Annotated in this window: 13 protein-coding genes; 9 read left to right on the forward strand and 4 right to left on the reverse strand. The window is 71.8% G+C overall.

The window, feature by feature from the left end; all coding sequences use genetic code 11:
- Positions 1-125 precede the first annotated feature (125 nt).
- Both ACH4G3_RS34035 and ACH4G3_RS34040 read left to right on the forward strand, forming a co-directional pair.
- Positions 126-1,457 carry a hemolysin family protein gene (locus ACH4G3_RS34035; RefSeq protein ID WP_397628079.1) on the forward strand — a complete coding sequence of 444 codons (1,332 nt, stop codon included), beginning with the start codon at positions 126-128 and terminating at the stop codon, positions 1,455-1,457.
- A complete protein-coding gene (locus ACH4G3_RS34040) occupies positions 1,454-2,530 on the forward strand; it encodes a hemolysin family protein (RefSeq protein ID WP_397628080.1) in 1,077 nt (358 codons plus the stop codon). The genes ACH4G3_RS34035 and ACH4G3_RS34040 overlap by 4 nt, the downstream gene beginning before the upstream one ends.
- Before the next feature lie 106 nt (positions 2,531-2,636).
- Here ACH4G3_RS34040 and ACH4G3_RS34045 read toward each other — a convergent pair whose 3' ends face one another.
- Both ACH4G3_RS34045 and ACH4G3_RS34050 read right to left on the reverse strand, forming a co-directional pair.
- Positions 2,637-4,499: an AAA family ATPase gene (locus ACH4G3_RS34045; RefSeq protein ID WP_397628145.1), complete on the reverse strand. Its 1,863-nt coding sequence runs from the start codon at positions 4,497-4,499 to the stop codon at positions 2,637-2,639.
- Positions 4,500-4,931: 432 nt separating this feature from the next.
- On the reverse strand, positions 4,932-5,588 hold the full coding sequence (locus ACH4G3_RS34050; protein WP_397628081.1) for a uridine kinase family protein: 657 nt from the start codon (positions 5,586-5,588) through the stop codon (positions 4,932-4,934).
- A 216-nt stretch (positions 5,589-5,804) separates the two neighbouring features.
- On the opposite strand from ACH4G3_RS34050, the gene ACH4G3_RS34055 reads away from it, so the two are divergent.
- The 3 genes from ACH4G3_RS34055 to ACH4G3_RS34065 all read left to right on the forward strand — a co-directional run bounded on the left by ACH4G3_RS34055 (position 5,805) and on the right by ACH4G3_RS34065 (position 8,171).
- On the forward strand, positions 5,805-7,184 hold the full coding sequence (locus tag ACH4G3_RS34055; protein WP_397628082.1) for a peptidase C39 family protein: 1,380 nt from the start codon (positions 5,805-5,807) through the stop codon (positions 7,182-7,184).
- A gap of 91 nt (positions 7,185-7,275) precedes the next feature.
- Entirely contained in the window at positions 7,276-7,416 is a 141-nt protein-coding gene (locus tag ACH4G3_RS34060; RefSeq protein ID WP_354747951.1) for an SCO1431 family membrane protein, read from the forward strand.
- A gap of 98 nt (positions 7,417-7,514) precedes the next feature.
- Complete coding sequence (locus ACH4G3_RS34065) at positions 7,515-8,171, forward strand: TetR/AcrR family transcriptional regulator (protein WP_037671875.1); 657 nt, start codon at positions 7,515-7,517, stop codon at positions 8,169-8,171.
- Between the two features lie 51 nt (positions 8,172-8,222).
- Here the strand turns inward: ACH4G3_RS34065 and ACH4G3_RS34070 are convergent, their stop codons facing one another.
- Positions 8,223-9,488, reverse strand: coding sequence for a glycoside hydrolase family 18 protein (locus ACH4G3_RS34070; RefSeq protein ID WP_397628083.1), 1,266 nt, complete (start codon positions 9,486-9,488; stop codon positions 8,223-8,225).
- 329 nt (positions 9,489-9,817) lie between these two features.
- Between ACH4G3_RS34070 and ACH4G3_RS34075 the strand changes: the two genes are divergently transcribed.
- Complete coding sequence (locus ACH4G3_RS34075) at positions 9,818-10,987, forward strand: acyl-CoA dehydrogenase family protein (RefSeq protein ID WP_397628084.1); 1,170 nt, start codon at positions 9,818-9,820, stop codon at positions 10,985-10,987.
- A 379-nt stretch (positions 10,988-11,366) separates the two neighbouring features.
- On the opposite strand, the gene ACH4G3_RS34080 is transcribed toward ACH4G3_RS34075, so the two are convergent.
- Positions 11,367-11,801: a hypothetical protein gene (locus ACH4G3_RS34080; protein WP_397628085.1), complete on the reverse strand. Its 435-nt coding sequence runs from the start codon at positions 11,799-11,801 to the stop codon at positions 11,367-11,369.
- A gap of 262 nt (positions 11,802-12,063) precedes the next feature.
- Between ACH4G3_RS34080 and ACH4G3_RS34085 the strand changes: the two genes are divergently transcribed.
- The 3 genes from ACH4G3_RS34085 (at position 12,064) to ACH4G3_RS34095 (ending at position 15,522) form a co-directional block, all read left to right on the forward strand.
- Positions 12,064-12,504 carry an Lrp/AsnC family transcriptional regulator gene (locus tag ACH4G3_RS34085; RefSeq protein ID WP_010046337.1) on the forward strand — a complete coding sequence of 147 codons (441 nt, stop codon included), beginning with the start codon at positions 12,064-12,066 and terminating at the stop codon, positions 12,502-12,504.
- Between the two features lie 77 nt (positions 12,505-12,581).
- On the forward strand, positions 12,582-14,183 hold the full coding sequence (locus ACH4G3_RS34090; RefSeq protein ID WP_397628086.1) for an amidohydrolase: 1,602 nt from the start codon (positions 12,582-12,584) through the stop codon (positions 14,181-14,183).
- 535 nt (positions 14,184-14,718) lie between these two features.
- A complete protein-coding gene (locus ACH4G3_RS34095) occupies positions 14,719-15,522 on the forward strand; it encodes a polyprenol monophosphomannose synthase (RefSeq protein ID WP_020275471.1) in 804 nt (267 codons plus the stop codon).
- The last annotated feature ends 82 nt before the right edge of the window (positions 15,523-15,604 follow it).

Genomic DNA, 15,604 nt, shown 5'->3' on the forward strand with positions numbered 1-15,604 from the left:
CAGGGGCTCCTGCTAACCGAGGAGTGACCCCCTCCGGCGATGGACGGATCGTCCTGCAGTACCTGCGCCGCCCCCTGCCGACATAGCGCGGACCGTGTCCGCGACCGTGCGGAGGCGGCGGCATCATGACCATCCCCCTGCTGCTTCTGGCAGCCGCGTTCCTGCTGATTCTCGCCAACGGTTTCTTCGTGGCGGCCGAGTTCGGACTCGTGACGGTCGAGCGGGCGGAGGCCGAGAAGGCCGCCGCCGAGGGCGACCGGCGCGCCCACCGCGTCGTCGAGTCGCTCAAGGAGCTGTCCTTCCAGCTCTCCGGGACTCAGCTGGGCATCACCATCACCTCCCTCGTCGTCGGCATGCTCGCCGAACCGGCGCTGGCCGAGCTGCTGCACGGCCCGTTCACCTCGATCGGCGTCCCCGAGGGGGCCGTCTCCGGTGTCACGGTCGTCGTCGGCATGCTGCTGGCCTCCGCCGTGCAGATGGTGATCGGCGAGCTCCTGCCCAAGAACTGGGCGGTCTCCAGGCCGCTCCAGGTCGCGCGCTTCGTCGCGGGCCCGCAGCACGTCTTCGCACGGCTGTTCCGGCCGGTCATCGCCGGCCTCAACGCCGTCGCGAACCGGCTCGTGCGTGCCCTGGGCATCGAGCCCGCCGAGGAGCTGGCCTCCGCCCGCACCCCCGGCGAGCTCGTCTCCCTCGCCCGCCACTCGGCCCGGGCCGGCGCCCTGGAACAGGACACGGCCGATCTCTTCGTGAGGACCCTGTCGCTGGGCGAGCTGACCGCGCAGCACGTGATGACGCCGCGCGTGAAGGTCAGCGCCCTCCAGTCCTCGGCCACTGCCGAGGACGTGGTCAACCTGACCCGCGCCACCGGCCTGTCCCGCTTCCCCGTCTACCGGGAGCGGATCGACGAGGTCGTCGGCATGGTCCACCTCAAGGACGCACTGGCGGTGCCCGTGCAGGACCGGCTGCGCACTCCCGCCGGCCGCATCGCCCGCCCGGCGCTGCTCGTCCCCGAGACCCTGCCCGTACGGCCGCTGCTCGCCCGCCTGCGCAGCGAGCAGCCCATCGCGGTCGTCGTCGACGAGTACGGCGGCACGGCCGGTGTCGTCACGCTGGAGGACATCGTCGAGGAGATCGTCGGCGAGGTCCGCGACGAGCACGACGGACACGACCTGCCCGAGCTGGCCTCCGCGCCGCCCGAGGACGGCAGGCCCGCCTGGGACGTCGACGGCAGCTGCCGGGTCGACATCCTCCAGCGCATAGGCCTCGACGTACCCGAAGGCCCCTACGAGACCGTCGCGGGCCTGATCGCCGACCTGCTGGGCCGTATCCCGGCCGTCGGCGACAAGGCGGAACTGCCCGGCTGGCGGCTGTCGGTACGCCAGGTCGGCCACTACCGCGCCGAGCGGGTCCGCCTGGTCAGAACGGCCCCCGTCGCCGTGGTGGAGGCCGCCCGATGAGCGTGCTCCAACTCACTTTCGCCGCACTCCTGGTGCTGCTCAACGGCTTCTTCGTCGGCGCCGAGTTCGCGCTCGTCTCCGTACGCCGCAGCCAGATCGAACCCCTCGGCACGGCCCGCTCCCGGCAGGTCCTCTACGGCCTGGAACGGCTGCCGCAGATGATGGCGGCGGCCCAGTTCGGCATCACGATCTGCTCCCTCACCCTCGGAGCGGTCGCCGAACCGACCGTCGCGCACCTCCTGGAGCCGGTCTTCGAGTGGATCCACCTGCCGCACGGCATGATCCACCCGCTCACCTACGTCATCGCCCTCGCCGCCGTGGTCTTCTTCCACCTCGTCATCGGCGAGATGGTCCCGAAGAACCTGGCGATGGCGGCCCCCGAGAAGGCCGCGCTGTGGCTCAGCCCCGGCCTGGTCTGGTTCGCCCGCTTCTGCAAGCCGATCACCGCCGCGCTCGGCGCCGTCTCCCAGGGCATCCTGCGGCTCTTCCACGTCGAGCCCAAGGACGAGGTCGAGGCCGTCTTCACCAGTGAGCAGCTCAACCGGCTGGTGGAGGACGCCGGCCAGGCGGGCCTGCTCGACCCCGAGGAGGCCGAAAGCCTGGAGGACGCCCTGGAGCTGGGCTCCCGCCCGGTGACGGACGTCCTGCTCAGGCGCGAGTCACTGGTGACGGTCAGCCCGTCGGTCACCCCCGGCCGCATCGTCGAGCTCACCGCCCGCACCGGGTACTCGCGGTTCCCGGTCGTCGCGGACAACGGTGCGTTCATGGGCTACCTGCACGTCAAGGACGTCCTCGACCTGGAGCACTCGGACCGGGCCGTGCCGCAGCAGTTGTGGCGGTCCATGACGACGCTGCGGTCCGAGCTGCCGTTGGACGACGCGCTGACCGTGATGCGGCGGGCGGCGACGCATCTGGCCCAGGTGGCGGACGGGTCCGGGAAGGTGCTGGGGCTGGTCGCGCTGGAGGATGTGCTGGAGCTGCTGGTGGGGGAGGTGCGGGATCCCGCGCACCGGGAGGTGCGAGAGGTGAGGCTGACCGAGCCCAGGTCCGGCGAGGAGGTACTGGCGACGTAGGCCCAGCTGGGGGCAGTCGTGACGCTGGGGCGGCACGGGTGGGCGCAGCGGCAGCCGCTCCGCCGGGCTGCGTACCCACCCGGCCTCAGCTCCGACCCCAGTTCCCTCATAGTCCGGGCGGATCCTGTGGCCCCCGCCCGGACAGCACCTCCCCGTACGCCTGCATAAGATCCGGCAACCGCAACGTCGCCAGGTCCTCCCTGCCCAGCGCCCCGGTATAAACGGACAACCGCAGATCCCGGTACGCGCAGCTCTTCTCGTACAGGGTCCGCAGGAACCGCCCGTTGCCCAGCTCGTCGATCCATCCCTGGTCCACCACGTGGCCGGCGATCGACCGCAGCTCGTCGAGGGCCTCCTCGTCCCACAGGTCGCCGTTCTCCGCGGCGAGCACCTTGCCGATCTCGGTGAGTTCGAGGGGCCGGTAGGAGGGGAAGTCGACGCGGGTGGTGAAGCGGGAGGACAACCCGGGGTTGGCGGCGAGCAGGCGGTCCATGCCCTCGGGGTAGCCGGCCAGGATCACCACGAGGTGGTCGCGGTTGTCCTCCGCGCGCTTCAGCAGCACCTGGAGCGCCTCGTCGCCGTACGCGTCGCCCTTGCCGTAGCCCGAGTTGGACAGCGAGTACGCCTCGTCGACGAAGAGCACGCCGCCGAGCGCGGAGTCGATCAGTTCGTTGGCCTTCACGGCCGTCTGCCCGAGGTACTCGCCGACCAGGTCGGCCCGCTGCGCCTCCACGAGATGGTCGCCGCCGAGCAGGCCGAGCGCGTAGAAGACGCGGCCGAGGATGCGGGCGACGGTGGTCTTGCCGGTGCCGGAGGGGCCGGAGAAGACGAAGTGGCGTTTCGGTGGCTGGACCGGCAGTCCCTGCCCGGCCCGCAGCCGGGCCATGTTCAGCTGCGCCGACAGCGCCTTGACCTGGCGTTTCACCGGCTCCAGACCCACCATGCGCTCGAGTTCGGCGAGCGCCTCCTCGAGGAGCGCCGGGTCGGTGGGCCCGGCGGGCAGTGACGGCGCCGGACCGGTCCGCGAGCGCACCGTGGGGTCGGTCACCGGCGGCAGGGGAGCGGAGGCCGGAGGTTCGGGATCGGGCAGTCTCAGATCGCGGCCCTCGGCGCCGAAGAGCGGGTCGAATCCGTCCGGGCCGTCCACGGCATCCTGGCCGGCGCCGGTGAGCGTGATCGCCGCGAGGTCCGTGGCCTCGTCGTAGCCGTCGCCCTCGGCGATCGCGGCGAGCCGGGCCGAGGTGTCCATGAAGGCCGGGTCGATGCGGTGCACGGCCCGGTACAGCGGGAGCGCGGCGGCGCTGCGGCCGGTGCCCTCGTGTGCCCGGGCCAGCCAGTAGCGCAGTTCCTTGCGCTGGGGCTGCTCGCTGCGGCAGCGCATCAGCGCGGCGGACAGCAGCGGTTCGGCCTGTCCGTACATCTCCAGGCGGACCCGGGCCATGCCGCCGAACAGGCCCGCCTCGATGCCGAGCATCGGGTCGTCGAGGAGCGGGTCGGTGTGGCGGACCAGCTGTTCCCAGTCCTTGACCAGATAGGCGCGGCAGGCGTGCAGGAAGCGGACCTGGGCGTCGGTGTCCACCGGCGGCAGCCCGGCGAGGGCGCGGTCCAGCTCGGGGACGTGGCGGCCGTCCAGCCAGTGGGAGGCGTGCGCGAGCAGCAGATCGCGGGAGCTCTCCAGCACGGGCTGCACCCACCAGCCCAGCCAGTACCAGGAGTTGAGGGAGCGGCGGTAGCGGTGCCGCTGCTCGCCGAAGCGGTCCCGGTGGCGGAACATCCTGAGCAGCGCGGTCGTCGTGTCGACGCGCAGCGCGTGCAGCCCGAGCCAGCCGTCGGCCATCCCGGAGTCCATCCGCACGGCGGCGCGGAACTCCTCCTCCGCCTGCGGATAGGCGCCCATGGTGTAGGCGTCCACGCCTCGCAGCCAGGCGAGGTCGGCCGGGGCCTGCGGGCCCTGCGTGCCGAAGTCCATCACGTCCCCCACGAACCGTGCCCCCGTCGGTATGCCAACGAGCCGTCCCCCAGCCGGCTGCCCTGCTCGAACCGCTGTGCCACGGACCGGAGTTGCAAGGTGCGCGAAGCAACCGTCCGTAGGTCGCAACGAGGGCATCGTACCCGCGGGGGCGGCGCCCCCGTAGGGTGCCGCACGAGGCGTCCGGCGAGGTGGGAGCGGATGCGGCACACTCCTGCAAGGTGACCGAGGGTGAGCATCTGGCGCCGCGCGGCGCCCGGAAAACGGCAAGAAGACAGAACGAAGCCCCCGATCACGGGGGAACAACCGGGGGCTTCGCGTCTGTGGGCGGCTCCGAATGGCCGCACATTGAGAACGTAAGACCTGTACGGCCCCCCGGTCAAGCCGAGTTGAAGCACTCCGACAAGTTGTCCCGCAAGGCCCTTCACAAGTTCAGCACACTGCGGGCGGTCCGTCACCGTGCGTGAGGGGATGGTCCGGTCCAACAGTCCCAGCGGGTCCCGGGACCACCTCGTATCCCTCCTCTCGCTGAAGTACCAGGAGGTCGGCGAACGGCCGCGAGGGATCGTCGGCGAAATGCCGGCGTTCCGCCGGTACCCATCCGTTCCAGAACTCCCGCTGCTCCTCCCCGTCCCGCGACCGTCCCCGTGCCCAGGCCTCTGCACGGGGCAGCTCCATCCACAGCAGCAGGGCCAGGTGCGGGCGCAGCGCCCGGCGCCCGGCGCCGACGCCCTCCACGAGGACCACCGGAGCGGGCGGCAGGGGGCGCGGCGCGCCGAAGCGGCGGGCTCGCCAGTCGTAGGGGGCGTAGTGCGCGGTACGGCCCTCGGACAGGGGCCCGATCACCTGCGCCGACAGGCGTCCGGTCCATTCGAACAGTTCGTCGTGGGTGGCGATGTCGTCGAGGCGCAGCACCGGCGCGCCGCCCAGCGCCACGGCCAACTGCCCGGCGAACGTGGTCTTTCCGGAGCCGGCGTGCCCGTCCACGCCGACGAGACGGACCGGGCCGCAGGAGGGGGGAAGGCGGCGGATCCGGAGGGCGAGGTCGCGGACGGCGGGTCCCGGTGCGGGGTGGAAGGGCGGATGCATCTCGCGCAGCACTCTAACGACGGGGCCCGCGGCGCGTGCCAGTGGTCGACTCCAATATTGGTGGGCGTGGCGCGGGCCGAAGTGCTGGCGGGACCCGGCGGGCTGTGCTCCTATGTGGCGCATACCCGTGTGCCGCACCTCCCTGTGTGGTGTCCGCACGCGTGCAACGGACCTGCACCGCCCCTGCCCGACGCCGACTTTCCGGGGGTCCCCGCCATGCGCAGTGCCGAACAGCCGTCCCGCAGAACCGTCCTGGCCGCCGCGGTCGCCGCCGCCGTCACGGCAGGCGCGGGTCCGGCGGCCGCCGACACCGAGGAGCCCATGACGACCGACACCGCGGAGTCCGCCCGCGCGGTCCCGGCCCGGACCGTGGACAACCGGGCCTGGACCTCGTACGGCGACTGGCGTGGCGGCACCGCCCGGGGCACCCGCGCCGTCGCGGGCGCCCGACCGGGCGTGGTGATCGCGACGCCCGCGGGGACGGCGGAGTACAGGGACCCGCACACCGGCACCACGGCCCGCTGGGAGTACGGCACCTGGAGATCCCCCGTGCACCGGCTCGCGGTCCCCGCGACGGAGGCGATCGTCTCCTGGAACGCGCACACCCCGGCCGGCACCTGGATCCAGATCGAGCTCAAGGCCGGCTACACCGACGGCACCAGCAGTCCCTGGTACGTGATGGGCCGCTGGGCCGCCGGCGACCAGGACATCCGCCGCACCTCGGTCGACGACCAGAGTGACGGCAAGAGCACCGTCTGGACCGACACTCTGGCGATCGACGACCCCTCGACGGGCCTGCGCCTGGCCTCGTACCGGCTGCGCCTGACCCTCTACCGCAAGCCCGGCACCAAGGCCACGCCGACCGTGTGGCGGCTCGGCGCGATGGGGTCCGACGTGCCCGACCGGTTCGCGGTCCCGGCGTCCGTGCCCGGCCTCGCCAGGGAACTGGTCGTCCCGCGCTACTCGCAGGAGATCCACAAGGGGCAGTACCCCGAGTACGACAACGGCGGCGAGGCCTGGTGCAGCCCGACGTCCTCGCAGATGATCATCGAGTACTGGGGCGGCCGGCTCACCTCGGAGCAACTGGCCTGGGTGGATCCGTCGTACGCCGATCCGCAGGTGTGCCACGCGGCCCGCTTCACCTACGACTACCAGTACGCCGGCTGCGGCAACTGGCCGTTCAACGCGGCCTACGCGGCCACGTTCAAGGATCTCCAGGCCGTGGTCACCCGGCTCGGCTCGCTCACCGACCTGGAGACGCTGATCGCGGCGGGCATCCCGGCCATCACCTCCCAGTCCTTCCTGAAGGAGGAGCTGACCGGCGCCGGGTACGGCACCGCCGGGCACCTGATGACCGTCATCGGCTTCACCGCCGACGGCGACGTGATCGCCAACGATCCCTTCTCGGAGACCAACGAGGCCGTGCGGCGCGTCTACCGGCGGCGGGAGTGGGAGAACATCTGGTTGCGGACCAAGCGGTACAACGCCTCCGGCAAGGTCGTCTCCGGCACCGGCGGTGTCTGCTACCTGTACTTCCCGGCCCGTCCGACCGCGGCCCAGCGGGGGGCGCTGACAGCCGTGGGCGTGCGCGTGTGACCAAGCTCTCCGCCGCACGCGCCGCTCCCGGTGGCAAAGTGGACGCAGCCTCGGGTGAAGCCCGTCCGCACCACCGAACCAGCGAGAGGTCATGAGCGCGCACTCAGCCACCGCAGCCGGCGTCCGCACCGGCGGTCCCCAGGACGACGGCCCGAAGATCGTCGAGCACGTCGCGGGCTGGACCCTCGTCGTGGTCGTCGCGATGCTCGTGACCCAGCTCGGGCTGCTGTGACCCGGCACGAAGCGCTGTGACCTGACCCACGACCCTGCTCTCCGGCCTGCCATACTGCGGATGTCCCGCCTCGCCGCCCGTTGGAACCAGGGTCGAAATTGAATATCAGTCAACAGCCTGCCGCGCGTCCCAGAGCCCGCGGCACCGAGCGCTCGCTGGCGCGCCGTGCCGAACTCATCGCAATCGGGCGGAGGTTGTTCGCCGACACGTCCTACGACGCCCTGTCGATGGACGACATCGCCCGGCAGGCGCACGTCGCCAAAGGGCTGATCTACTACTACTTCCAGTCCAAGCGCGGCTACTACCTGGCCATCATCCAGGACTCGGTCACCGACCTGGTCACCCTGGCGGCGAGCGGACACGAACTGCCCCCGGTCGACCGCGTCCAGCGCACCATCGACCGCTATCTGCGCTACGCCGAGCACAACCAGGCCGCGTACCGCACCATCGTCAGCGGCGGCGTCGGCTTCGACACCGAGGTGCACGCCATCCGTGACGGCGTGCGCGAGGCCATCGTCGCCACCATCGCCGAGGGGGCGTACGGCCGCGCCGACATCACGCCGCTGGCGCGCATGGGCCTGCTCGCCTGGGTGTGCGGCGTCGAGGGCACCACCCTCGAATGGATCGACCGCCCCGAACTGCCCCGCGAGACCATGTGCGAGCTGCTGGTGAAGGGGCTCGGCGGTGCCCTGCGCGCCATCGAGGACCTGGATCCTGCCTACCCGGCTCCGGAGGCCGCCCGCCAAGGCGCGTGAGCGGGGGCGGAGAGGTCCGTCACGGCCCCTCCGCCCCCAGCTCGCCCAGGCCTACTTGATGGCCTTGATCAGCTCACCGTTCGCCGTGTCGCCGCTCAGCTCCCAGAAGAACGTACCGGCCAGCCCCTGCTGGTTCTTGTAGTTCATCTTGGTCGCGATGGTCGCCGGGGTGTCGTAACTCCACCAGTCGTTCCCGCACTTCGCGTACGCCGTGCCGGCCACCGTCCCCGTCGCCGGGCACTTGGTCCTGAGCACCTTGTAGTCGTCGATGCCCTGCTCGTACGTGCCCGCCGCGGGGCCGGTCGCGGTGCCGCCCGGCGCCGACTGCGTGACGCCGGTCCAGCCGCGGCCGTAGAAGCCGATGCCGAGCAGCAGCTTGGACGCGGGTATGCCGAGGCCCTTGAGCTTGGCGATGGTCGCCGAGCTGTGGTTGTCCGCCGTCGGTATGCCGGAGTACGAGGTCAGCGGCGAGTGCGGGGCCGTCGGGCCGGTGGCGTCCCAGGCGCCGAAGTAGTCGTACGTCATCGGGTTGTACCAGTCGACGTACCGGGCGGCGCCCGCGTAGTCCGCCGCGTCGATCTTGCCGCCCGGGGTGGCGTCGGCGGTGATCGCCGCGGTGACCAGGTTCTTCGAGCCGAACTTGGCGCGCAGCGCCTGCATCAGGTTCGTGAAGGCCGCCTTGCCGCTGGTGTCGCAAGTGGCGCCGCAGGCGTTCGGGTACTCCCAGTCGATGTCGATGCCGTCGAAGACGTCGGCCCACTTCGAGTTCTCGACCAGGTCGTAGCAGGACTGGGCGAAGGCGGCCGGGTTCTTCGCGGCCTCGCCGAAGCCTGCCGACCAGGTCCAGCCGCCGAAGGACCACAGGACCTTGAGGTTCGGGTGCTTGCGCTTCAGCTCGCGCAGCTGGTTGAAGTTGCCGCGCAGCGGCTGGTCCCAGGTGTCGGCCTTGCCGTCGACGGACTCGGCGGCGGTGTAGGCCCGGTCGGTGGCGGCGTAGGCGTCGCCCATCGCGCACTTGCCGCCGGTGACGTTGCCGAAGGCGTAGTTGATGTGCGTGAGCCTGGCCGCCGAGCCGGACGTCTCGATGTTCTTGACGTAGTACTTGCGGTCGTAGGTGCCCCACTCGGTGAAGTACCCGATGACCTTGGATCCGGGGGCCTTGGCCTGGGGAGCGGCCTTCGTGCCGGCAGCGGCCTCCTGAGCCGAGGTCGCCGCCGTGGCGGAGGTGCCGGCGCCGGCCAGCAGACCGGCGCCGAGGACGGCGCAACAGGCCGCGGACACCACGGCCCGGAATCGGGAGCGTCGAGGGTTGTGCATCCGGTGTCTCCTCGGGGGAGAGGGAGCGCGCGCCGATTGGCATGAACGCGGTGAATGGTGCTGCGAAACAGTAGGAGGACTAGACCAGTGCGGTCAATGGTTCGGACCAATTTCGCTTCCCGGGCCGCGCTCGGGTATTTCTTGAAGTAAGCGGTCGTTAACTGGTGACGAGATGCCTCCGATCGGGCATACTCACAGCGCAGAGCCGCTGGTCAGCAGCTTCCGAGACCCGGAACTGCAAGCATCGGCCAGGCACCAGAACGACCCGGCGGCGCCGCCCCCACCCATGGGCCCGTCCGCCAGTGCCCGACAGGGAGGAGAGCGTCGCCATGCCCGACCGCGCCCCGCAGGTGGACCGGCAACTGCCCACGGAGGAGGCCCGGGACCTGATCTCGCTCGTCCGCGACATCGCGCAGCAGGAGATCGTCCCGAAGGCGGCCGAGGAGGAGGACGCCGGCCGCTTCCCGCGCGAGCTGTTCACCCTGCTCTCGCGCTCCGGCCTGCTCGGCCTGCCGTACGACTCGGAGTACGGGGGCGGCGACCAGCCCTACGAGGTCTACCTCCAGGTCCTCGAGGAACTCGCCGCGGCCCGCCTCACCGTCGGCCTCGGCGTCAGCGTGCACTCCCTGGCCTCCTACGCGCTCGCCGCCTACGGCACCAAGGAGCAGCAGGTCGAGCACCTGCCCGCGATGCTCGGCGGCGGCATGCTCGGTGCCTACTGCCTCTCCGAGCCGCACTCCGGCTCGGACGCGGCCGCCCTGCGCACCCGGGCGGTGCGCGACGGCGACGCTTGGGTGATCACCGGCACCAAGGCCTGGATCACACACGGCGGGATCGCCGACTTCTACACGGTGATGGCGCGCACCGGCGAGGAGGGCCCGCGCGGGATCACCGCGTTCCTGGTGCCCGGCGACGCGCCGGGGCTGAGCGCCGCGCCCCCCGAGAAGAAGATGGGCATGAAGGGCTCGCCCACCGCCCAGGTCCACTTCGACGGCGTACGCGTCCTCGACGACCGGCGTATCGGCGAGGAGGGGCAGGGCCTCACGATCGCCCTGACCGCGCTCGAATCGGGTCGGCTCGGCATCGCGGCGTGCGCGATCGGCGTGGCGCAGGCGGCGCTCGACGAGGCGCTGTCGTACGCGACCGAGAGGCGCCAGTTCGGCAAGCCGATCGCCGACTTCCAGGGGCTGCGCTTCATGCTCGCCGACATGGCGACGCAGATCGAGGCGGGCCGGGCGCTCTACCTGGCGGCGGCGCGACTGCGGGACGCGGGCCGGCCGTTCGCCCGGCAGGCGGCCATGGCCAAGCTGCACTGCACCGACACGGCGATGCGGGTCACGACCGACGCCGTGCAGATCCTCGGCGGCTACGGCTACACCGCGGACTTCCCGGCGGAGCGCTACATGCGCGAGGCGAAGGTGCTGCAGATCGTCGAGGGCACCAACCAGATCCAGCGGATGGTCATCGCCCGCCATCTCGTGGGTCCAGAGGGACGCTGAACTGGTCGAGGCCCCGCCAGGGCGCCGCGAGCCGCATCCACTCCGGGTCGTGCCGGCCCGGAAGAGTGCGGCCGCGCTCGGCCCAGGCCTGCATCAGGTCACGGTAGATCGGCGGGTCCTGATAGCGCGGCGCGGTCGGCCGAACCGATTCTGCGGGCGGCGGGACGAACAGGAGGCGTTGACGCCCGGTCGCTGAGGAGATGGGGGTCATACCTGGGCAACGCGGAAGAGGCCGGACAGGTCACCCCGGGGCGGAATCGCGCGTGCGTTCAGGGGAGTTCCGCGAATTCGGACGCACTGATCCCGCACCACGGCAGACTGCGAGCCGTGGTGCGGGGCAGTCACTGGGATGGAGCGAGCGGGCGAAGCGGGCCCGCGCTCAGGCCGCCTGGCGGCGCATGACGGGGACCCTGATGGGGCGTGAGCCCGGGCCGCCGACGTGCGAGAAGGGCTGGGTCCGCCAGTCGAGTCCCTGAGGGAGCGTCAACAGCAGGGCGGTGTCCTGCTCCTGAGGATCGACGGACTCGTCAGCGGGGCGGGCGTCCGTGGCCCTGCGGCCGGTTCCGGCACAGACCGTGAGTCCGAACGGGTTCCACGGCGAGGCGCACAGCGCGTGCTCCGGCAGGACGTCCTCGTCCGCCAGGAGGGCGATTGGCTGTGCGCAGTCCGGGCACACGACCCGGTACATCTCGAACGTGTCGTAGGCGTCGAGTTCGTCGTCGAAGGCGTCGGGTTCGACGCCCTCCGGCTCGGGCTCGACGACGAGCTGCTGCCGCTTGGGTGCGGTGCGACCTGGGCGCTTAAGACTCTGCATTGGGTTCTCCCCCTCGGGCTGGGCCGTATCAGGCACTGCGGCCTCGACCACAGCAAGCACTTCCCGTCCCCCCTGGGCGGTAATCACGAGAACATCACGGAGACTGTTCGAGCCCTGTGGCGTTCGTCACATGCCGCGCGCAGGTGCCCTCTGCGGCGGGTTCGTCCCCCGGGGCGGCCGCCGCCGGCCAGGTCACGAACCGGCCATGGCCCGGGCCGCTCAGGTATCCGAGGAGATCAACCGCACTGTAGGTTCTTGCGCCATGGAGGAGCTGGACCGACAGATCGTGCAGCTGCTCGTCAAGGACGGGCGGATGAGCTACACAGACCTGGGCAAGGCCACGGGCCTGTCCACGTCGGCCGTGCATCAGCGGGTGCGCCGGCTGGAACAGCGTGGCGTCATCCGCGGTTATGCCGCGGTCGTCGACCCGGAAGCCGTGGGCCTGCCCATGACCGCGTTCATCTCGGTCAAGCCCTTCGACCCCAGTGCGCCCGACGACATCGCGGACCGCCTCGCGGACGTGCCCGAGATCGAGGCGTGCCACAGTGTCGCGGGCGACGAGAACTACATCCTCAAGGTGCGGGTCGCGACGCCGCACGAACTGGAGGAACTCCTGGCGCGGGTGCGGTCGTTGGCGGGCGTCTCCACCCGTACGACGGTGGTGCTGTCCACGCCGTACGAGGCACGGCCACCGCGGATCTGATCGCCCGGGCTCCCCTTTCGGCCGTTGGGGGTAACCCCTGTTCGGAGTGGTCGGGGCGAGGCGCGAGACTGGTCCTCATGAGTGAGTCCAGTGCCCCGCCGAAGACCGTCCTGCTCCGTCGCGGAGAGGTCCACAGCCCCGCCGATCCGTTCGCGACCGCGATGGTCGTGGAGCGGGGGCAGGTCGCCTGGGTCGGTTCGGAGGGGGCCGCCGACGCCTTCGCGGACGGGGTCGACGAGGTGATCGACCTGGACGGGGCGCTGGTCACTCCCGCCTTCACGGACGCCCATGTGCACACCACCGCCACCGGTCTCGCCCTCACCGGCCTCGACCTGTCCGCCGCCCCCTCCCTCGAGGCCGCACTGGCCCTCGTACGGGACTTCGCCGCCGCCCGGCCGCACGACCGTGTGCTGCTCGGGCACGGCTGGGACACCGCACGCTGGCCCGGCGGCCGCCCCCCGACACGTGCGGAACTCGACGAGGCCACCGGCCACCGGCCGCTCTACCTCAGCCGGATCGACGTCCACTCGGCGGTCGTCACCACGGCCCTGCTCGACATGGTCCCCGGCATGGTCCCCGAGGACGGACCGCTCACCGCCGACGCCCACCACGCCGTGCGCGCCGCCGCGTTCGCGGCCGTGACGCCTCAGCAACGCACCGACGCCCAGCGCGCCGCCCTCGCACACGCCGTCTCGCTGGGCATCGGCACGATCCACGAGTGCGGCGGCCCGGAGATCTCCTCCGCGGACGACCTCACCGGCCTGCTGCGGCTCGCCGCCGAGGAGCCCGGTCCGCGCGTCGTCGGCTACTGGGCCGAGGAGGACGTCGCCAAGGCCCGGGAACTGGGCGCGGCCGGCGCCGCGGGCGACCTGTTCGTCGACGGCTCCATCGGCTCGCACACGGCCTGTGTGCACCAGCCGTACGCCGACGCCGACCACACCGGCCGGGCCTACCTGGACACCGCCGCCGTCGCCGCCCACGTGGTGGCCTGTACCGAGGCGGGCATCCAGGCCGGCTTCCACGCCATCGGCGACGCGGCGGTGGACTGTGTGGTCGAGGGCGTGCGGGCCGCCGCCGAGAAGCTCGGTCTCGCCCGCATCCGGGCCGCCCGCCACCGGATCGAGCACGCCGAGATGCTCACGCCCGAGAGCGTCGCGGCCTTCGCCGAACTCGGTCTCACCGCCTCCGTCCAGCCCGCCTTCGACGCCCTGTGGGGCGGCGAGGACGGCATGTACGCGCAGCGGCTGGGGATCGAGCGGGCCCGTACGCTGAACCCCTACGCGGCGCTGCTGCGCGCCGGTGTGCCGCTCGCCTTCGGCTCCGACAGCCCGGTCACGCGCCTCGACCCCTGGGGCACCGTGCGAGCCGCCGCCTTCCACCGCACGCCGGAGCACCGCGTCTCTGTGCGCGCCGCGTTCACGGCGCACACGCGCGGCGGCTGGCGGGCCATCGGACGGGACGACGCGGGCGTCCTGGCGCCGGGCGCGCCCGCCGACTACGCGGTGTGGCGCACCGGCGAACTCGTGGTCCAGGCCCCGGACGACCGGGTCGCCCGCTGGTCGACCGATCCGCGCTCCGGCACCCCGGGACTGCCCGACCTGACCCCGGGCCGCGACCTGCCCGTCTGCCTGCGCACAGTTGTGGGCGGACACACGGTCTTCGTACGGCCGGGCGAGTGATCTACGGGGGTGGCGCGCACGCAATCGTGCGCCGCGCCCCCGGTGCGCGACCTGCGTATCCTCCGCCCTGACCAGGGCTTTGTCGCAAGATGCGCAGGTCAAACGGCTGTTGACAGGCGGCCGCACGGGGCCGGTAGGTTCGGCCGAGTCCACCACCGGACGCCCGACCGGGGAACGTCCGCGCACTCGCCGCAGCGCCGCCGGGTCAGGGACGGTGTGCCGCACCGGGGCACCGCCACTGGGAGCCAGGCTCAGGCCGGCGCGGCGCCGAGGCAGCGTTCCGGCCGGTCGGGGAGGTGTGACCCCGGGTGGGGCCCGGGCGCTCAGTAGACAACGGCTTTCGGTCGATCCGCAGCCAGCGGATCCCAGGTCGGCCCGAAGGGCGCCGGGCCCCCATCCGCCGTACGCTCGCACCCGGAGGCGCTCTCTTACCCGCGTCTTGCGGATTCGACACCACCATTCGAACGTCCGGTCACGTCATCGCAGGCCGGGCCCACTATGGTGGACCCCTGCGTACGGACATGAAGGGGCATCAGTGAACGACGGCGACGGAACCCTCGCGGCAGGAGCCCAGGGGAGGAAGTTCGGCCCGCTCGGCACGGCCTTGGTGATCATCCCGACCTACAACGAGGCGGAGAACATCAAGAGCATCGTCGGCCGGGTGCGCGAGGCCGTCCCGGAGGCGCACGTACTCGTGGCCGACGACAACAGCCCGGACGGCACGGGCAAGCTGGCCGACGAGCTGACCGTCGACGACGATCACGTCCACGTGCTGCACCGCAAGGGCAAGGAGGGCCTGGGCGCCGCCTACCTCGCGGGCTTCCGCTGGGGCCTGGAGCGCGACTACGGCGTGCTGGTCGAGATGGACGCCGACGGCTCCCACCAGCCCGAGGAACTGCCCCGTCTGCTCACCGCCCTGAAGAGCGCCGACCTGGTGCTCGGCTCGCGCTGGGTGCCCGGCGGCCGGGTGGTGAACTGGCCGAAGTCCCGCGAGGTGATCTCCCGGGGCGGCAGCCTCTACTCCCGGCTGGCGCTCGACTTGCCGCTGCGCGACATCACCGGCGGCTACCGCGCCTTCCGCCGCGAGACCCTGGAGGGCCTCGGCCTCGACGAGGTCGCCTCCCAGGGCTACTGCTTCCAGGTCGACCTCGCCCGCCGCGCGGTCAGGGCCGGCTACCACGTCGTGGAGGTGCCCATCACCTTCGTCGAGCGTGAACACGGCGACTCCAAGATGAGCCGCGACATCCTCGTCGAGGCGCTGTGGCGGGTCACGGCGTGGGGTGTGGGGGAGCGGGTCGGCAAGGTCACGGGCCGCGGCGGCAAGCCGTCGAGGCCGTAGCCGGCACGTCGCGCTCCCTCCTCGTCCGCCGCTCACAGAAAGACCTGATCGGGGCCTTATCCCGCGCTGAGCCGGGCCCAGG

The organism is Streptomyces afghaniensis (assembly GCF_044327915.1).
Lineage (GTDB): Bacteria > Actinomycetota > Actinomycetes > Streptomycetales > Streptomycetaceae > Streptomyces > Streptomyces afghaniensis.